The organism is Salipaludibacillus sp. HK11 (genome assembly GCF_047795645.1).
Classification (GTDB): Bacteria; Bacillota; Bacilli; order Bacillales; family Salisediminibacteriaceae; genus Salipaludibacillus.
Genome location: NZ_CP181045.1, coordinates 786,700 through 806,296, shown reverse-complemented (window position 1 = coordinate 806,296; position 19,597 = coordinate 786,700). Strand labels below are relative to the sequence as shown.

Sequence of the window (19,597 nt, the reverse complement as noted above, 5' to 3'; positions counted from 1 at the left end):
GTTTTTTATATGAATTACATTATCTTAAGTAAATATAGTGTGGTTACATTTGGAAATAATGGTTCTTTATTGTATGATATTAATAATAAAGTGTTTTATTCCCTCGATATAGACCATACTAATATTCTAAAACAAATCAAAAAAGGCACACAGATCGATGAAATAAGAAAAAAGTTTGATAATAACCTTGTTTCAGATTTCATAACTAAGCTTTTAAATAATAATTTAGCTAGCTTATCAGATACTTTTTATGTTGAAGAAGAATTTAGAACAGGAAATGCAATGGCTTCAACTAATTTGGATTTTACCACTTGCTATATAGAATTTCCAACTGATTGTAATGAAGGGTGTACAAATTGTAAAGAGCCTAAAATTTTCAGTTGTTTAGCATGTTGTAAACCTGACAATATATCTCAACAAATTGACGTTTCATTTTACGAAAATTTATTAAAAGACCTACTTAAAACTTCTGTAAATTTATTAGTATTTCATGGAGGGGACCCCTTAACCAATTACTATGAGGTATTAGAAATAATAAAATATACTCGAAATAAAGCAGATCAAAAAGTTAAAATTATTTTAAAAACTAATGGTAGTCTAATTAATGAAGAAATATCAATGTTTTTGATAAAATATAAAATTAACCCATTAATTAATTTTAACAATATGAATGAACAAGATTTTGAAGGTAGAATTAAAAAACTTAAGACTCATTTAACTGAATTTAACCACAATAATTTAGATTATTATTGCAACATAGTATTTGAATCTCCAAGTCTGAATTATAATAATCATTGTGTAGATAAATTGAAATCACTCGGTTTTAAAAACATTACAATAAGTTATACTATAGATTTAAAAGAAAACCTTCAACAATACGCAAGCGTGAACTTCCCTCAAAAATTAGTTTACAATTTTAACTTTTATAAGGAATTGCATCCCTGTTTAAATGGTACTCTTGCCATTACCTCTGACAAAAAAGTAATACCGTGCCCAGCATTAAAACAGTCAGAATTGCTTGATTTATCCAAAGATAATTTTATAAATGTTTTTAATTCGCAAGATAAAATAAGTGAATTATGGCGATTAACATTACAAAAAATAGATAAATGTAAATCATGTAAGTTTAAATACTCCTGTTCTGATTGTAGGGCAATCGAGGAGATTCTATCGAATCAGCATTTAAAAAAAGAAATTTGTTATTTGGGATTTTAGGGCTATATGATGAACAGATCATTTAAACTTAATAGCTTGAAGTTTATTTCAAAATATTTAATTAAAATTAGGGGATTAATTCTTTTAATATTATTTATTACTATATTATCGAGTCTTATCAACCTAATTATCCCGTACATCACCAAGCAAATTTTCGATTCTGGAGTTATGATAGGTAATATTGAAACAATAGTCTATTTATCCTTAGCTCTGCTTGGCCTGTATATTGTTAAATTTTTTATTAATTATCTTAGTAGTATATTATATACAAAATCTTCTGTTAAATTTACTACAACTATAAAAAAAGATCTCTACTCACATTTATTACATTTGCCAATGAGATATTTTGATAAAAATAAAAAAGGATATCTACTATCAAGAATAGACGAAGCAGATTCCCTCTCTATCTTATTTTCTTCAGTTATTTTTAATTTCTTATCTGCTTTAATAACTGCTTTAGGAGCTTTCTACTTTATAATAAACAAGAGTAGCATCTTAGGAGGCATAACTCTAATATTTATACCTGTATTTTATGTACTTACTCATAAATCATTAAATAAGATTCATTTAAGCTCTAAAGAACTATTTGAATTAACAGCTTTAACGAAAGGTAAAATACAAGAATCTATAGAGGGAATACACGAGTTAAAACACTTAAATAATGAAGAGAAGACTTATATCGACTTAAGCAACCAAATTAATGATATTTCTGCAAAAACGATAAAACGAGGTAAATTAACTGCATTGGGAACTGAAGCAATCACTTTTACAACCAATATTTCTCAAGTACTTATTACCTTAGTTATATGTATTTTTATTGTAAGGGGCAACTTAAGTGTAGGTGATTATGTTGCACTAACTCAGTATATTTTAATGGCGTATGCTCCAGTTCAATTATTAGCTTCTTTTAGCATAACCATCCAACCAGGAATTGTAGCACTTCAGAGAATTAGCAGCGTACTAGAAGAAGAATTAGAAAATCGTTCATCAGGTATAGAAATTGAGAATATTGAAAAAATTGAGTTCAAAAATGTATCTTTCAGGTATAATAAATATGAAAATCCAATTTTCAGTAAAGTTAACTTCACAATAAAAATTGGAGAGAATGTAGTTTTAGAAGGCGCAAATGGTTCAGGTAAATCTACTCTCGTCAAATTACTACTTGGTCTATACACTGATTACAATGGTACAATAAAAATTAATGATATTGATTTAAAAAAACTTAATATTAAAACAATAAGAGATCGAATAGGTATTATTTCTCAAACTATTTTATTGTTTTCTGGTACTCTTTTAGATAATATTAAAATGGCTAATCCTAATATAAGTGATGAAAAACTTGAGCAACTTTTTAAAATCTTCAATGATAAAATATTTAATAATGTTAACCCACATTCTCTAAGAATAAATGAAAAAGGAAATAATTTATCTGGGGGACAAAGACAAAAGATAGCTCTGCTTCGAGTATTCGCTAAAAATCCAGATATAATAATATTAGATGAAGCCACTTCTAATTTAGACGACAGTTCAAAAAACCTATTATTTGATTTCATTCAAAATATCTGTGACTCTAAATTGTGTATAATAATTTCACATGAAGAAAGAATTAAAACTTTAGCAAATAGTATAATAGAGATAAAAGCCGGAACATTAACCAAAATTGAAACTTAAATATAAATATTACTTACATTATGTGAATCACTATTAACAAAATAAATTTCTGTCCCGTCTACTAATCTTATATATAAATTGTGGAGGTGTATTTATGTTTAAAATAATTGCAATTGTATTGTGTTCAATAAGTTTAATTAGTATCATAGTTAGCGGTATAAAACCAACCACCATGATAATTCTCTTTGTATCAATACTTGTATCATATTTAATGCTGAGCAATAAAAAAAATATTTAACTTAATCTCCATCACAATGTAATAATTTTGACCGAAATTTAAATATAATACTTCTCACCGCATAAAGTTTAAATAGTAAAATAGTTCTTCTCACTTTTCGCCTTTATGATTAGTTAACCTAAATAAAGGGCTTCCAAGCGATAGAGAATATGATTAATTCTATTACTCCTTGATCACTTAATAACTCTCCCTAATGTTCAAGCCCTTTATTTTAAGTCAATTTTATAAACTCTACACTCATGATCTTTATTCATGGTGTGGTGTGCGAGGTTGGATATGGGATAATCAAATTGAATGCTTTTCTTTAAAGTTCCACTTCTTAGATTCTGACATGCCTAAAGATCGGTAGGCGTCAAATGATCCTCATCTTCTATTGAAGATGAGAACCATTTGACGCCTACTTATTTAAATTCTTCTTTAAAGGAAATAGCTGTCTTTATATCCTAAAACATTTGGTTCAATCATGGGAATCGTAGAACTCTCATCGTCTCACTCATCAAAGGCCTATTTAATCATAAAAAACATTCCCAATCATAAATTTTGTATCAAGAAACCTTGAGCATTGTTCCGTACATTACTCCCCTTCCGCTTCAAAAACAAAAAATCTCTGAATCTGACAATCATCAAGATTCAAAGGATCCTCTATGCTCGTTCAAGGTTGTGCTTTTCCGTCTCGATTTTCCCGAAAGAATCTGGAACGACCTAGAAAAGGTTCCTGCCCCCCAGTACTTTGACATCATCATCGGAAGAAAGGCCAGCATGATATTTCACTTCGACTCCAATCACTGTGTCTTCTGTCTCAATTATTAAGTCAATTTCACCGAAACTACTTTTCGTCCAAAAATGACATCGTCTAAAGCATGGTAATTATTTAAACTAATATTAAACTGCTATGTTGATTTTTTTCAGCTCATCCACTTATCGAATCCATTAACTGGAAGAAGTATTTAGGTTTATGAGTCTTATTTAGCTTATACCATGAATGCAATGTATCTGGTGCAAATACATCTAATTTTTTCATTACTTCCATTGCAAATTCCAGACGAGCTACTCCTGATGCAGTAACCAAATTCTCGCCAGATACTACAGGTTCCATCTCATGAAATTTTTCTCCTTTATAATTTGGACAGACCATTTTAATATTCTAAGTCATTGCTTGTATGCTTTCTATAATCTAGATATCAAACATTCGCTAGTCCCTCAGTTGCACCACAAATTGCAGCAACAATAGTGCCAAGCTTTAAAGCTACGCCAATTTTTCAACATAGGTTGATGAATATCTTCTCCCCAAGTATTCCCTCCAGGTAAAATGATAAGATCCGTACTCTCAAGAGTACACTCATCAATGGAAATATCTGGTTTTATGCTCGCTCCACCCATCGCAGTAATCATTTCTTTATTAGCTCCTACTGTAATTACTTTTAAAGGGGCTACATCTTTTTTGAAATATCTTCCTGAGTTTAATTCCGCAATTAAATATCCATATTCCCAGTCCGACATTGTGTTAAATACATAAAGATAAACGTTTTTTGTTTGCATCCAATAACACTCCATTCACATTTAATATAGCCAAATATAACATGACTTCCCTGACACCTAGCGTCAGGGAAGTTATCACATTTGATGAAATGTTATTAATTCTGACAAAACTTCAATCAGTCTTTTCTTAACACTGATTGGCTGAATAACTCGAATAGATTTACCATACGGTAAAAGTAAATAAGGTACATATGTATGTATGATACCTTTCTCAAGGAGAAATACTGCTTGATTAGAAGTGCACTCTTGTAAATAATGTCCTAAAAACCAATGTTGGCAAATATCATCCAATGCCGTTTTATCTCCATTAATGACCAAAGAAATAATCTCTTCCTTATCTTCTATAGTTGGAAGAAGGTTTTTCATAAAAGAGTCACTCCCCGAAAAATTATCTGGTCGGTTAAACTTATTTTCGGTTATCATTAGACTTTCCATTCGATCTACTCTGAAACTACGGATAGCCTTCCTAAGATGACAAAAACCTATCACATACCACTTATTATGCCAATAAATGATTCTGTACGGATCCACCAATCTATCCTTTGATTGCCCTTCACCACTTTTAAGGTATAGAACTTTTACAGAGTATCCGTCAGCTACGGCCTGCTCTAATTCCTTCAAAAAAGGTTCCATAGCGAGGGAACTTAATCGACTTATTACTTCAAGACTAGTTAAATGATTATTTATCTTTGTTTCCTGTTCTTGATTCGAATATTTCCTTAGCTTTGAAATAACCCTATTTAGTGCTTCACCTCCATAATACCCGGCTTCTTCTGCAAAAATAGCAGCGTGAAATAGTGAGGTTTGCTCCTCAAAATCAAAAAATAGAGGAGCTTCAATATAATTGTTCATTAACGTGTATCCACCATTATGTCCTGAGTCTGAAATTATAGGTACACCACTTATTGAAAGTGTATCAATATAACGATACACAGACCTTATATTCATCTCTAACTTTTCTGAAATTTGTTTCGCTGTAATTTTTTCACCTGAACGAAGCATCCATAGAATCGCTAATACATTGTCAATTTTAGCCACAGAATCCACCTCTATATGGAAATAACTTTATTTTAAGGTAATACTAAAAACATTACCTATTCATTGAATTTCTATTTAAAAGTTAGAAAACCCGTCAGTTTCTCTTCTTAGCACATCCATCACCATTAACAATCTTTTTCGGTTACTCAACGGCATATTATTTCCCCCTTGTATATCCAACTCTCTATTTTATAGATTCGCTAAAAAAGGTAATTATCCTTTTTTAGCATCTAGCCCTAGAGAAATGTCATATCATAGTATGGAGGTTACTGTTCAAGGAAAAACTTATTCACTGGACATGGTTCTTAGTCGCCGAGCACTTTAAAGTTATACTAGATTGGGCGTCAGGAACCACAATTGTGATTCAATAATGTATATGTATATGCTCGGTTTCTAATTACAGCCACAAATGTACCACCTCTGCCATGTTTTTTACCAGCACTTGGCACGAAATTTAGCACTTGATGTCAACATGTTTACCAATAGAAGAACGTCAAAGATTTTAAGTGAAAAAGCCCAATTCCTCCTTATCTTTAACGAGGAATTAGGCTTTTGTCTTCCGCAACCGTACAAATTGTGGGATATCCTTTTCTATTGAATAGCATTCGTTGTACTACGCAGAAAATAATCATTAATAATATGTACTATGTACCGCTTCTTCTATATATCGATCACTACGCAACCAGTTCCACCATTATTCAGTTAAAGGAATGATTTTCGTTTCAGGAAGTTGCAACACAGACGATAAACTCTCTTGTATGTTTCTATGTTGTCATGCCCGGCTAGACTAGGCATAAACATAAATAAAAGGTAAATGAGAAGACAGGAGTGAGAAGGTTGGGGAAAATTATTCATCTACGGTCAAAACCTAAGACCCTTCATCTAGGAGATCGCAAAGGAAATTTTAAGAAACGGTTTGAGTCCATTGAAAACAAGAAACAATCCATTGAGAAGATGAAACAGGACATGAAAAAGGGGAAATAGCCTTTTCTTAGCTATCTCCCTTTTGATTATGCTTTTACTTTATCCCTTTTATGATCATTGCTGTTTTTAATTGCCTCTACCCGACGACGAATATCCGCTTTTCTTTTCTCCAGCTTCTCTTTACGATCTTGATTGATATTTTTTTGTGATTTGAAATGAATGATTTCTACTTCTTTAGCCATACTTTATTCGCCTCCTTCAGCATAAGTTGAACCTAATGTTCTATTCATCCGTTCTGTCACTAAGCACAACGCATGAATTAACCGATACACTTCTCTTGAATCTATTATATCATTTTTTACCAATAAGTGATTAACTTTTTTATTATCTGAATCAAAATGAAAATTATAAACCCATTGTTTATCACGATCTATGTTCATTTTGACCGAAACGATGATGTGATTTTCATAAGGATGGTTAATGACAGGTAGTTTCATGTTCTTTTTCACGACTCTGACAACACCCCAATCTTTATAAAAAGGATCGTCAATGTCTATGATTTTAGGTGTTCGACCTGATGTTCCGACATCCTCCAACCTATATAACTTTGTTCCCCTCAATTCGTGCAAGGTAAACCCACAAACCAAGTCTAAATCTTTACTACTGAATACTCCATTCCTTATACGAAATAACACGTTGTTAATGTCTTTAATTAATTCAATGACGTACTCTGAACCATCCGATAAGTCTTTTACGTTTGCGTCGTATTCATCAATGAGATCCTCATATGTTGCGGTTACTTTATCAATTTGCTTTTTGTTTTCTTTTTCTAAACGGTTGTATCTCATTTGTAATAATTGAAACTTCAACTCCAACTGCATCTTATCCTTTTCAAAGAAATCCTTTACTTTATCAGACAATGCGTTAAAGTCGTTGCTGCTGGTTTGCATTGTTCCAATGTAGTCATAGACACCTTTAAAGTAGAAATCACCTTTATTGTCTAAGAACGCTTTATGGAACATTTCATATTCTTGCCTTTTAAGCACTCTATAAGCACCCGTATGAAAGTGGTCACTGTCGAAGTCCAATAAGTATGTAAGGAAAATCAATAAGGACAGGAGGTAACCTACCAGAAACCCAATGGTACCCACTCCAACATATTCTATAAAACTAGTGAGATCGCCCACAGCGTTTTGATAAATGACGTTACTAAAAGTAAAAAACGGGACCGTTAAAGCTGTAATGCTTTCTGCAGGCAGTTTCTTTATTCTTTCTTGGACTTTAAGTATTTGACCTAACTCTCGAAAAGGTGCTAACAGCAGCCAAACAATCCAATTGGTGAACTTTTCATTCGTATAACTACTCTTCAAACGCTCAATCGGTTTATCGAATGCTTTACTCATATCCAACAAGCGACTGTGATAATTTTTTCCGATATCCCACATTAGACCATCTTCTCCTTGCTTATAAAGTAAATAAGACCACTTAGGGTGGAACTGTTAAATTTGGCTGAAGATACTGGAAGTTATATCATTGAAGATGATTATGATGGCAAATATCCTTCAGAGAATATAGGTAATATAAGCAACGGTGTAAACCAATTTTTCACTTTTAATTTTGTATCATCTTCACAACAGTTGCTTAAGACTAACATCCTGTTTGTTATGCACCTTAACTCTTCTTATTAATCCAACAGGTCCATCTATATACCATATATTTCTACAAATAGTGAGGAAATTCCTTTCTATCATACAAATAATAATGACTATTTCGTGAACTTATCTGAAACAAAATCCTCAACTACGATAAATCTTGTATCAAAAAACCTAAAACATTGTTCCGAACTTTACTCGCCCCCCTCTTCAAAAACAAAAACCTCTGAATCTCACATCTATCATGATTCAAAGGCTATCACTACGCTCGTTCAAGGTTGTCTCCTTCCTACCTGCGTTTTCCCAGGAACGACCTGGCCTTCTACTTTGGCTTTATAGGCAGCGATATGGGGGTTGAGGGTGGGGCCGTATTTAGTTAAGATGACATCGATGTTGCGGGCGTCACGGTCCATCGTCGCGGCTTTCTGTTCGTAGACGAGCCATTCGATGAGATAAACCAGGCTTTTAAAGTCTTCGATGATGGCTTCTTGATACACGTCTTTGATCGTTCGGGTGGCCATTTGTCTTCCTCCTATGTCATTTGCTCAACCATCCCTGTCGTTTCGTTTCGTCTCGATTGACAAACAAGTAGTACTCTTTCTCATAGGTTAGTTCAACGGTGCCGACGGGGCCTTCACGTTGTTTGGCGATGATGATTTCGACATCGTTCTCACTTCTCCTTGACGGGTCTGCTGATTTGTTGCTGACTTTAAAAGCTGCATGTACTTAATTACACTAAATTCACATCTTTAATATGAATATTTACTTTTTAAGAAGGAATCTTTTAAATTATGTTGAAATATAAAAGAAGAGGTGTTTTAAATGCCAAACACAGGAGAGGAACCCAGTGGAGATATTCATTTGTTAAATGCTTTAACAAAGTTAATCTAGATGACCATGATGATCACTTATCTTCATATCCAAAATGTCTTGAAACCGTATTTAAAAAAGTTTAACTACTTAAAGAACTCAATTACAATTTTTGAAAGGTAAAGAAGTTTTAGGAGGAACCAAGTTATGTTAACCCAAGCAGAAGCAAATGAGTTAATTGAAGTACTTAAAAAAATGCAATGTAAAAAATATCTCATCAAATTCCCAAATCCTACTGAATACTCAAAAATTGAAGCAGTTAGTGTTAAGTCAAGTAAAGATAAATTCATATTCGATATCAACAGAAAAGGACAATACAACATCAATAAATGTACGTATCAAACTAGGTATAAAAAAAGCGTTCGCTTGTTAAGACTAGATCTAGAAGGTCCTCCTCATGATAACCCAGACGGTACTACAGTGGAGTGTCCACACATACATATTTATAGAGAAGGATACGACCTTTCTTGGGCATTTCCATTGCCAGATATTATCGATACAAACTCTGAAGATTTAATCCAAACGTTGGTAGATTTCTTAGAGTATAATAAAGTACAATTAAGTAACTACTCGTTTGAAGAGGGAGGATTAGTTTAATGCCTTTACAAGATCAATTAAAAGATCAGTTGAAAAATTCATATGTCAATTGGCTGAACCAAAGAATTACAGTGAAGGATCTTAATGGCGTTTTCCAAATAACTTCGCCCTTGACCGATCGAAATAGAGACCGCCTGCAGATTTACGTGATCCCTGATGGTGACAAGCTTATACTATCTGACGACGGTTATATCGTTAACGAGTTGTTAATGTCTGGTTGTGATATCTTTTCTTCGAACAAGCGTACAGAATTACTTAAAGTAATTTTAAATAGCTATGCTGTGAAACTAGACGGCGAAGTATTGTACACGAATGCCACAATAGAGAATTTTCCGCAAAAAAAACACGCCATCCTTCAAGCCATGCTTGCAGTAAATGATATGTTTTTAATAACTCGAGATAATGTTACAAGTATTTTTCTCGAAGAAGTTGAAAATTATTTAATTGAAAATGAAATTAGGTATACAGATAACGTTACTTTTACTGGTAAAAGTGGTTTTAATCACAACTTTGACTTTGTTATTCCTAAATTTAAAGATAACCCGGAAAGAATTATTAAATCCATCAACAGTCTCACTAGAGAAAAATCAGAATCCTTATTGTTTGCTTGGGATGATACGAGAGATACAAGAAAATCAAACTCTATATTATATGCATTTATTAATGACTCGGAAAAGAAAGTGAGTAGAAATATCATCAGTGCATTTTCTGAGTACCAAGTAAAACCAGTATTGTGGTCCGAGAAAAATCAATATATAAAGGAATTGTCTGCTTGATATCTAGAGCTTCAATGAAACACGTGCAGATAATTTCTTAATAATTTGTGAATAGCACACAATTTGTGTGTTTTTTTGTTATTATAACCGAGTGGACGGGTTTTTCGGTTGTTTTAGAAAAGGTTTTTGACCCTAGCACTTTATCACATAGAGGGTCAAAGACCCGTCGCATTTCCCCTCGTTAAAGAACCTTCAACTGCGATAAATCTTGTATCAAAAAACCTTGAGCATTATTCGGAACATCACTCCCCACCCGCTGAAAATCAAAACACCTCTGAATCTGAAATTCATCTAGATTCAAAAACTATCACTACGCTCGTTCAAGGTTGCCTCCTTTCTACTTACGTTTTCCCCGGAAAGATCTGCCCTTCTACTTTCCTTCCGTACTACTATGTCATTTGCTCGACCGTTTCTGTCGTTTCGTCTCGATTGATAAACAAGTTATATTCTTTCTCATAGGTTAGTTCAACGGTGCCGACGGGGCCTTCGCGTTGTTTGGCGATGATGATTTCGATGGTGTTGTCTGAGACATTGGTTCGGTTGTAATAGTCGTCACGATAAAGGAATGCGACGACATCGGCGTCTTGTTCTAGGCTACCTGATTCGCGTAAGTCTGAGAGATTCGGACGTTTATCGGAACGTGATTCGACGCCTCGTGATAACTGGGATAGGGCGATAACTGGGACGCCTAGTTCACGGGCCATTGCTTTCAACGAGCGCGAAATCTCGCTTACTTCTTCTTGACGATTCTGTTTGTTTGTCGTTGACTTTAGTAGCTGCAGGTAGTCGATAATAATGAAGTGCTACATGTCTGGATGCTGTCGTGGGACAGAGGTCCCTTGTCCCATTAATTTATCATGATAATACGTGTCCATTAACACAAATTCCCCTTTGCACGTTGTCCCTCCAGGACTTTATCTAACTTTTCTGTAGTATTTCATCATATATAAAAATTCCTAATAGTATATATAAATATCTAATTGGATATTATAGCATTTGAAAGAGGGATATATATGTCAGGAAAAATATTAAAACATCACCTAAAGTATAAGGGTAAGTCCATGAATGAATTGATCGAGGAACGTGCTGAAAGGCTTTCTTTAGGACAAAATGAATTTCGAAAAAAATGGCTACCTGAAAAACACAGAACAAATAAAAAATAAAAGAAACCTCTTTTAAAAGAGATTTCTTTAGTCAGTTGACGACTCTGGTACCTGACCCACAGTGCTTTAAAACCTTGAGGATCAGCGTACCTGTTTTCTTAATGGAATATGAGTAAACATGTCCCTAAATCACAAGCTTCACATTCTAAGATTACTGTTGGTGTATCAAACCCACTATTCCAATTATAATTTACTGCAAAAAATGGAGCATTAGTGAATTATCTACCTTACTTAACTGGCTGATTTAATTAGTTTTATCAGCATCATTAAGCAACCCTACCAGATAAGTATTCTCTATGTTAGCCATCGCTTTCTTACTCATAATTTATAGTAGCGATAAAATCAAAATTACCAGTTGAAGTAATTTCATTGTTATGCTCAAAATTATATATCAGAATTACTGCATTATATGATTTCTTTAAGTTTATACTTTTTCTTATTTTTGGAATGATAATTTCTTCAAACGAACACCCACCTAATAATGTTAAAATATCACTACTAGTATTCTCATAGACCACTTTTTCTATAGTAGCCTCATCTATTTCATCCATATCAATTTTAAAATCAATAAAAAATTGGGAAGGGACAGATTCACCATCCTCGTCATACGTTAAATCTACATACTTTCTTATAGAGTACTCTTCTTTAAAATTACCTAACCAAATAGAAACCAATCCTTGTTTTTCCATTATAGTATCCTCCTACTTTAATCTATGATCTTTCGGTAATGACGAAACCCCACCCTCAAGTCTATAATTAGCCCAATTGTTCAGTCTTCTAACAAATGTATTGTAGTCGCTAGAAGTATCTATTAAACAATTCATTATGTGCTTTAGTTGAGCCTAATCCACCATGAGCACCGTTTGGGTTGACAAATTTAACATCCGATATAACTGTTCGTAATTCTTTAATCTTTTCAGAACCAATATTCCAATACTTAAATTGTGGAGCCCTTGAAACTAAATGCCATTCATTTAAACCTCCCGGCGCTCTAAGTTGACGCTCAATTCTCTTTCTAATCATTTTATCTAACCACAGTTCATCTAGTTCCCTGCTTGTAAGGGAATTGAAAAATATATTAAAGTTACCACTTTTTGCAGTTGGTATATCATTAACAGTTATTTTAGTTGTTATTTTAGATATATCTCTAACATTACTCGTACCCTTAATAAGTTTACCACCATGTTTGACGCCCTTGATTAATGGTCCCCCAATAATGCCAACACCAGATAATGCACGTTCCCAAGATTCTAATTCACGCCCAGTAATCGGATCAACTGAAAACAGAATTTCATAGCCTGCCTTAAAGTTACTAAGCACAGGTGTTAGATCAGCCGCTACTGAAGTAATCTCTCGTTCAACATCCTCGTTATTGTTTGCTTTGTATAGCGCGGATCCCAATTTCCAAATATATTCCGTTTGACGAACGCTATTGGTAACCGTTTTATCCCACCAAGTGTCTATCTCTAACTTTCTTTGATTGACACTTAGACGACTTACACCCCCTTGGCTCAATATTTTCATCGCTACGAAAATATTATAGTAAGTTGCTCGATCAATTTTTTCACTTATAAGATCTGTATAAGCACGATTTAAAATCTTCTGATTTCTCTCATCCATACCTTTTACTGCAGCGTCGTTTAAATGCTTAATCTCCATTAAAGACATTTTTTTAATGGAATCTTGATTTACTTCCACAGGCGTTCCTATTGTTTTATTGTACTCTTTAAGTGCGGCCAATCCTACAGTTGTTTCTCCTCCTTTGTAATCTGTAAACCTAGCACTCCCACTTACAGCCCTCGCATGATTTAACGTTGTTCTGATCTCTTGTAATAGGCTCTCTATTTCTGCCGAGCTACGTCGACCTACACTTGTGAATGATTGGACATCTTCTAGGACATTCTCGGCTACGTCTATCGCCATATCATGATCATCCTTAACGAAACGGAAGGACGGCGTCGTTGCACTGCTAATATCTGAAACACTACGAATGATGTTACTCACTTCACTATGAAGTACTTCTAAAGCTTCATTTTGTTCATGAAGATCCTCCATGGTGTCTCTCACATAGTCACTATTGATTATCGTTTTACTACTTTCATCTACCTTTGATTGAAAATCTTCTATGTGTTGATTCAAATTTTGATAGAGATCATGCAACAGACCGTTAAACGTGGTCAACATCGTCAGATGAAAATCACTAAAATAATATTTTGCCTGATCTGCGGTTTCCCCAGAAAAAGAACTCATATTGCAAATGTCTTCGATGTTCTGTGCTACTTTTAAAAGACTGACGGTTATATCTTCAGATGTTGATGATAACGATCTCGACAATTCATAAACTATTATGTGAATGATTGATCATGATATTCCATTCTAATACTTTTCTTTTCCTCTACTAACAACAACCCCCTAGAAAAAACCGTTTATTTTCTATGTCTATATAAATATCAAATGAGAGAAAGTGAAGTGATCAACCTCAGCCTGAATTAAATCAAGCGCTTACAAAAAAATTCTAGTTAGCACCTAAGCTAAACCAATCTTCCGATAACCTAACTAGGAGTGTATAAAAATGACCAAATTTTCACTATTTTGAAAAACTATGAAATTGATTCACTTATAAAAAACACTTGATGACCGAAAATAATGCAATCAAGTGCTTTACAGTTACCTATATAAACTATTGTGATTATTAATACTTTATGAATTTAAACTTCTTCTCCTTTTAATCAGTAGTTGTCCTTAAAAATTCTATACTAATTCTGTCAACTTTTATTTCAACATGCTTATCCATCAATTTAGGATAAGCAGAGAAATACTCATCTTCGTCAGTAAAAACTATCCCTACATCAATTGTATCCTCATGTAACAAACCTCTTATATAATATTCATACCCTAAACCAATACGTTCTATTTCTTTCTTCTCTCCTTGGATTTCACGAATCATTAACTCATCTAATATAGTAAACCCTATTAATACAGAATAACTTTTACCTACTTCAATTTTATAAGGACAAATAAAAGCAAATCCTGTAAATTCAATACCATCTATTTCAATGGTTACTTCTTCCTCAATTTGTGGGTCTAGCCTTTTAACAAGAGCCGTATATACCATATATAATTCCTCACTTCCTACTCTGCCGGATTAATTACTGGAATATTTTCACCATTAATGGTCTTCCAAAACTTTTTGCCACTTTGAGTATGATAGGTAGTAATCTCACCGTTATTATTAGTACCTACAAATTCAAACTTTGCTTTACCATTTTTGTTATTACCCATAAACTTGACATATCCTGTCCTTATTTCACCTTTATATTCATACTTCACCTTTATACCATTATTAATAACTTCTTTTGCACCTACAAGATACTCATCTGCATTTTTATATAGTCCGCCAAATTCCTTTCCATGCTTATCAAAATGTCCTTCTAGCTTAGCTCGCTCTGCAAAACCTGAAGGATTTTTAACCGTACCCTTACCAAGCCCTTTCCCAATAATACCACCAGCAAATTTACCAAGACCTCCACCGATAATTCCAGCGCCAGAAATCCATCTTTGCCATGGTTCCAATTCATATCCTGAAATAGCATCAACGCCTGTAACTGTTTCCTGCCCTGCTTTTACATTTCCCAAAATTGGAATGAAATCCGCCACTGTAGATACAGACTCCCGGGGGTTTTCTTTGATATATTCGCCTGGTACATCATGGGATCTGTTTAAAGCTATTTTAAAGCTAATAATAGCAGTTGCTTTCATTACTTTGTTAAATGATCCCCAGTCCTCTGCTTCAGCTACTTCGTCATTTGAGATAGGTCGCTTCCGTCGTGCTAAGGCACTTACAATCGTAAACGCCGCAAGTGATTTCTCCCACTCTTTTAAAGGCTGGCCGGTCATCGGATCTACACCGTATTTAACACCATACATGGCTTTGAACTCTCCGAAAACCGGAGTAAAATATGTTAAGGTAGTCGCTACCGTAACAATATCAGGAATATCTTCCTTTAATTCCCCTTCACTCCATTTCTTCCTCGTTACGAAAATATTATAGTAAGTTTCACGATCAATTTTTCCATTAATAAGATCTGTAAAAGCACGATTTAAAATCTTCTGATTTCTCTCATCCATACCTTTTGCTGCCGCGTCGTTTAATTGCTTAATCTGCAGTAACGACATTTTTTTAATGGAATCTTGATTTACTTCCACTGACGTTACGAGCGTTTTATTATACTCTCTAAGTGTGGCCAATCCTGCAGATACTGTTCCTCCCTTGTAATCTGTAAACCTTGCACTACCATTAACAGCACCTGCGTGATTTAACGTTGTTTTGATTTCTTGTAATAGGCTCTCTATTTCCGCCGTGCTACGTCGACCGACGCTTGTGAAAGATTATACATCTTCTAGGACATTTTCGGCTACGTTAATCGCCGTATCATGATCATCCTTAACGTTACGGACGGACGGCGTCGTTGCACTGCTAATATCTGAAACGCTACGAATGATGTTACTCACTTCATGATGAAGTACTTCTAACGCTTCATTTTGTTCATGAAGATCCTCCATGGTGTCTCTCACATAGTCACTATTGATTATCGTTTTACTACTTTCATCTACCTTTGATTGAAAATCTTCTATGTGTTGATTCAAATTTTGATGGATATCATGCAATACCCCGTTAAAAGTGGTCAACATTGTCAGATGAAAATCACTAAAATAATATTTTGCCTGATCTGCGGTTTCCCCAGAAAAAGAACTCATATTGCAAATGTCTTCGATGCTCTGTGCTACTTTTAATAGACTGACGGTTATATCTTCAGATGTTGATTTAAATTCATCGGAGAAGGCTATCACTTCTGACAAATCTACCTTATGGCCCATGGAGCTTCCTCTCTTCTTTAACGAATTGGCTGTGGACGAATATGAAGGTGATTTGCGGATGCTAACTCTTCATCTGTTTCCCTCATTTGTTCCCCTGTCTGCCGTAAAGTAGAGAAATCTACTTCCAACATTCTCTTATACCTCTTTAACAACTCCAATGTGTCTATGATATTCTCTACATCCTTCGTGAACGGTTCAATATTTGTTTTGCTAAAAGAACTTGTTGATCGTTTCACCTCTATATCGGCTACAGACGATTTTAACTTTGATACACTCGAGCGAAAAACACTTATATTAATAGAAACTTCTTTAGATATTTCATTCAACTCCCTTTGCGCTTGGGTATTTTTCAATCCAAAAAATGAAGTATATGTATATGCTGAAGCTCGTTATACTAGATTGGTAGGAAGCACGTTCTAATTCTTATCAAAGACCAAAATTTTGTGAAACAGCATCATTCTCTTGTGCAATAACAGATTCTGCAGTTTAAATCAATTATTCTGTTATGAGGAAACTTACATTATTTTTTCTTGAATTTCACTGTAGTATCACCAATTCCTAAATATACAACATTAGTAATTGATAAACAAAATCCAATAAAAATAGCAAATACGATTGCCAGAATATTACTAATTGTAATAACTAGTACTAAACTAGCTACAAAAAATACTAGAAAACAAAAGTATATAAACAGACATTTAACAAAATGTTTAAATGACATTGGTCTGATCCAAATACGTTCCTTTGATAATATTTTTGGTGCACCTAATCTATAAAAAATTTGTTTATTCCTGTTGCTTAAAAGTGAGTGTACTAAAATGATTAGTAGCATTACAGATGCTGCTATTATAATATTAACCAACGTCGTACTTGCAATATAAAAATAATCTGTCAAAGCGGTTAGTAAGTTCCCTAGAAATATTCCGATCCCTGCTGTAAATAAGATACTTATGTTAATTTTTTTTTGAGATCCACTCGGAACTTTCAACTTCTTACTAATCTCTTCTCCATCCACTTTATAGATGGTATGTGGAAGGATCCATGTTAAAAATGGGAATACGATATTCCATTTGGACTGGCTCATATCTAAAATGTAGGTGTTTCCTTCAATCTTTAAAATCCTAAACCTTATATTCATAGCTTTTTGTACTTCACACTTCATCGAATTTACCATCCCCAATTCATCGGATTAATTGCATTTAATCCTTTATTAACAGCCTCTCCAGCATCCTTTGCTAAATCTGCAATAGATGAGCCCTTTTGATAATCATGCGTGATAACTGAACTGTTCTGTCCCTCTTGTACTTTCTTTTCCTTCATACAGGTTAAGTAATTCACCGAGAACTAAAAAAACAAATTCTCCCATCCCCAAGGAATCTATCAACAGATATTCCAAAAAACAGTTTCTGTAGCACTAATTTCTCCATATGGAATATCATCCCATTTATCTAACCTATTAACAATCTCTAAATATTTTAATCTTGTTATGTCACCGTTTTTTAATTGGTTATAAGCGTAGTTTAGAATCGTTTCACCATCTTGACTTAACCCTTCCAACGTTGTATCTGTCGCCTTTTCGATGTCAGCCAAATCCTCTGCAAGGGATCTTTCGTCTGTTCTAAAAGAGAAGCGCCATAGTTGTCAAGAGAGTGCAGTTATTCGACGATCTCCAGTCCTTGCAGTTCCCCCACAAAATCAAAATATATAAGCAGAAACCCTAAGGCTCCTGCTTCCCCCAAAATATTATGTAAATAGCTGCGTTAGGAGACAATTTACATCAATCGTCTATTTCAACGCCTCTGTCACTTCCCCTCGTTTTATACTTTGTCCATTTTCGTCTTGCCACTTCTGATACAACGTTTGAAAACGATCCTCTTCCGTATCCTTAAACCCTTCAAACACCACTTCGTCGACATTTTCATGATTAAAATACAGCACCTGATCCGGCACTAATCCTTGAGGGTAGGCACACGCTGAATAGTCAAACCAAGTTTGCTCGCCCTCTACTTCAATAATTGGTCCTCTATTTAAAATCATTAGTTTACTCGTTCCTTGTTTTAAATACACCATTGATCCGATTGGTAACATTTTCTTTTCTCCTTTTTCTCTTTAGATTTTCTAGCCTAAGAATTATAGTTTAAATTAGCTTCTATACCATGTCAGGGCGGTTAGCTTTTTGAACCTTTTCGTTAACTACTTAATTCGGATTGGCAAGCTTGCCGTAGGTTTCATCTGGTATGACGGTCCCCGTGTTAATAATTAATGCAAAGAAAAATTAAAACATTGAGCATAGTAACGCAATTAAATTTCCACACTCAACTCATCGGATTCATCACATCAATTCCCTTACTAGAATACAATTCATAAAGTGCTTTAATGAAACGGTTCAATTATTCTTTTTGGCATAGACTTACGTTATTTCTTCTTAAATTTCACCGTAGTAGGACCATCTCCTACAAATACAACGTTAACAACTGATAACCCTAGTCCAAAAACAGTCGCAGAAATAATTAACATAATATTCCCATCTGTAATAAACAGTACAAACATAGCGATAAAAAAGACTAAAAAGAATATATACATGGACAAAGTATAAATAAAATGTTTAAACGATTTTGGTCTAATCCAAATACGTTCTTTTGACAACAAATTTGGTGCAATCGGTGCAATTAATTGATAGAAATTATGTTTATTCCGATTACTTAAAACGAAACCTACTAGAATAAATGTCACTAACACTATTCCTGCGATGATACTATTCACTACTATCGTACTCTGAATATAAAAATAATCCGTCAATGCAGTAAGGAAAGTTCCTAAGCTTATTCCGATACCACCTGTTACTAAAATACTGACGTTATTTTTAGGTTGCTTCATGCCTACAAGTTGTATTTTTTGATTAAGTTCTTTTTCATCCACTTTATAAATTGTATGTGGAAGGATCCATGTTAAAAATGGAAATAGTATTTTCCATATGGATTGGCTCATATCTAAAATGTAGGTGTTTCCTTCAATCTTTAAAATCCTAAACCTTAA

20 protein-coding genes and 4 pseudogenes are annotated in these 19,597 nt (G+C 33.9%); 5 read left to right on the top strand and 19 right to left on the bottom strand.

Features of this window, described 5'->3' with window-relative positions; genetic code table 11:
• Positions 1-9 precede the first annotated feature (9 nt).
• A complete protein-coding gene (locus ACM26V_RS04300) occupies positions 10-1,215 on the top strand; it encodes a radical SAM protein (RefSeq protein ID WP_416150215.1) in 1,206 nt (401 codons plus the stop codon).
• A gap of 6 nt (positions 1,216-1,221) precedes the next feature.
• Positions 1,222-2,886 (top strand): ABC transporter ATP-binding protein, encoded by a 1,665-nt coding sequence (locus ACM26V_RS04295; protein ID WP_416150214.1) that lies wholly within the window; start codon positions 1,222-1,224, stop codon positions 2,884-2,886.
• Between the two features lie 1,148 nt (positions 2,887-4,034).
• Here the strand turns inward: ACM26V_RS04295 and ACM26V_RS04290 are convergent.
• The 6 genes and pseudogenes from ACM26V_RS04290 to ACM26V_RS04265 all read right to left on the bottom strand — a co-directional run.
• Positions 4,035-4,663, bottom strand: a pseudogene (locus ACM26V_RS04290) (type 1 glutamine amidotransferase family protein).
• 75 nt (positions 4,664-4,738) lie between these two features.
• The gene (locus ACM26V_RS04285; RefSeq protein ID WP_416150213.1) at positions 4,739-5,701 is read right to left on the bottom strand and encodes a helix-turn-helix transcriptional regulator; all 963 of its coding nucleotides are present in this window, start codon (positions 5,699-5,701) and stop codon (positions 4,739-4,741) included.
• A 1,010-nt stretch (positions 5,702-6,711) separates the two neighbouring features.
• Positions 6,712-6,867 carry a hypothetical protein gene (locus ACM26V_RS04280; RefSeq protein WP_416150212.1) on the bottom strand — a complete coding sequence of 52 codons (156 nt, stop codon included), beginning with the start codon at positions 6,865-6,867 and terminating at the stop codon, positions 6,712-6,714.
• A 3-nt stretch (positions 6,868-6,870) separates the two neighbouring features.
• Positions 6,871-8,070, bottom strand: coding sequence for a hypothetical protein (locus ACM26V_RS04275; protein WP_416150211.1), 1,200 nt, complete (start codon positions 8,068-8,070; stop codon positions 6,871-6,873).
• Between the two features lie 479 nt (positions 8,071-8,549).
• Positions 8,550-8,798: a hypothetical protein gene (locus ACM26V_RS04270; protein ID WP_416150210.1), complete on the bottom strand. Its 249-nt coding sequence runs from the start codon at positions 8,796-8,798 to the stop codon at positions 8,550-8,552.
• A gap of 16 nt (positions 8,799-8,814) precedes the next feature.
• Positions 8,815-8,946: pseudogene (locus ACM26V_RS04265) on the bottom strand (DnaB-like helicase C-terminal domain-containing protein); the annotation flags it as partial.
• Positions 8,947-9,294: 348 nt separating this feature from the next.
• Here ACM26V_RS04265 and ACM26V_RS04260 point away from each other — a divergent pair.
• Together ACM26V_RS04260 and ACM26V_RS04255 are read left to right on the top strand one after the other, a co-directional pair.
• A complete protein-coding gene (locus tag ACM26V_RS04260) occupies positions 9,295-9,744 on the top strand; it encodes a DUF6978 family protein (protein WP_416150209.1) in 450 nt (149 codons plus the stop codon).
• Positions 9,744-10,520: a DUF1829 domain-containing protein gene (locus ACM26V_RS04255; protein ID WP_416150208.1), complete on the top strand. Its 777-nt coding sequence runs from the start codon at positions 9,744-9,746 to the stop codon at positions 10,518-10,520. Before ACM26V_RS04260 ends, ACM26V_RS04255 begins: the two co-directional genes overlap by 1 nt.
• Before the next feature lie 389 nt (positions 10,521-10,909).
• Here ACM26V_RS04255 and ACM26V_RS04250 read toward each other — a convergent pair.
• Positions 10,910-11,317, bottom strand: a pseudogene (locus ACM26V_RS04250) (DnaB-like helicase C-terminal domain-containing protein); the annotation flags it as partial.
• Between the two features lie 216 nt (positions 11,318-11,533).
• On the opposite strand from ACM26V_RS04250, the gene ACM26V_RS04245 reads away from it, so the two are divergent.
• The gene (locus ACM26V_RS04245; RefSeq protein ID WP_416150207.1) at positions 11,534-11,683 is read left to right on the top strand and encodes a hypothetical protein; all 150 of its coding nucleotides are present in this window, start codon (positions 11,534-11,536) and stop codon (positions 11,681-11,683) included.
• A 101-nt stretch (positions 11,684-11,784) separates the two neighbouring features.
• Here the strand turns inward: ACM26V_RS04245 and ACM26V_RS04240 are convergent.
• From ACM26V_RS04240 to ACM26V_RS04185, 12 genes and pseudogenes are all read right to left on the bottom strand, one after another.
• A pseudogene (locus ACM26V_RS04240) lies at positions 11,785-11,906 on the bottom strand (DUF4274 domain-containing protein); the annotation flags it as partial.
• Positions 11,907-11,997: 91 nt separating this feature from the next.
• Positions 11,998-12,372 carry an immunity 22 family protein gene (locus ACM26V_RS04235; protein WP_416150206.1) on the bottom strand — a complete coding sequence of 125 codons (375 nt, stop codon included), beginning with the start codon at positions 12,370-12,372 and terminating at the stop codon, positions 11,998-12,000.
• Positions 12,373-12,481: 109 nt separating this feature from the next.
• Complete coding sequence (locus tag ACM26V_RS04230) at positions 12,482-14,017, bottom strand: T7SS effector LXG polymorphic toxin (RefSeq protein WP_416150205.1); 1,536 nt, start codon at positions 14,015-14,017, stop codon at positions 12,482-12,484.
• Between the two features lie 391 nt (positions 14,018-14,408).
• Positions 14,409-14,798 (bottom strand): hypothetical protein, encoded by a 390-nt coding sequence (locus tag ACM26V_RS04225; RefSeq protein WP_416150204.1) that lies wholly within the window; start codon positions 14,796-14,798, stop codon positions 14,409-14,411.
• Positions 14,799-14,815: 17 nt separating this feature from the next.
• The gene (locus ACM26V_RS04220; protein ID WP_416150203.1) at positions 14,816-15,931 is read right to left on the bottom strand and encodes a pre-toxin TG domain-containing protein; all 1,116 of its coding nucleotides are present in this window, start codon (positions 15,929-15,931) and stop codon (positions 14,816-14,818) included.
• A 141-nt stretch (positions 15,932-16,072) separates the two neighbouring features.
• Entirely contained in the window at positions 16,073-16,561 is a 489-nt protein-coding gene (locus ACM26V_RS04215) for a T7SS effector LXG polymorphic toxin (RefSeq protein WP_416150202.1), read from the bottom strand.
• Positions 16,562-16,578: 17 nt separating this feature from the next.
• The gene (locus ACM26V_RS04210; protein WP_416150201.1) at positions 16,579-16,914 is read right to left on the bottom strand and encodes a TIGR04197 family type VII secretion effector; all 336 of its coding nucleotides are present in this window, start codon (positions 16,912-16,914) and stop codon (positions 16,579-16,581) included.
• Between the two features lie 167 nt (positions 16,915-17,081).
• Complete coding sequence (locus ACM26V_RS04205) at positions 17,082-17,645, bottom strand: DUF443 family protein (protein WP_416150200.1); 564 nt, start codon at positions 17,643-17,645, stop codon at positions 17,082-17,084.
• A gap of 83 nt (positions 17,646-17,728) precedes the next feature.
• Entirely contained in the window at positions 17,729-17,899 is a 171-nt protein-coding gene (locus tag ACM26V_RS04200) for a hypothetical protein (protein WP_416150199.1), read from the bottom strand.
• 42 nt (positions 17,900-17,941) lie between these two features.
• On the bottom strand, positions 17,942-18,151 hold the full coding sequence (locus tag ACM26V_RS04195; RefSeq protein WP_416150198.1) for a hypothetical protein: 210 nt from the start codon (positions 18,149-18,151) through the stop codon (positions 17,942-17,944).
• Positions 18,152-18,346: 195 nt separating this feature from the next.
• Entirely contained in the window at positions 18,347-18,649 is a 303-nt protein-coding gene (locus ACM26V_RS04190) for a DUF4176 domain-containing protein (RefSeq protein WP_416150197.1), read from the bottom strand.
• 327 nt (positions 18,650-18,976) lie between these two features.
• Positions 18,977-19,549, bottom strand: coding sequence for a DUF443 family protein (locus ACM26V_RS04185; RefSeq protein WP_416150196.1), 573 nt, complete (start codon positions 19,547-19,549; stop codon positions 18,977-18,979).
• Positions 19,550-19,597: the final 48 nt, after the last annotated feature.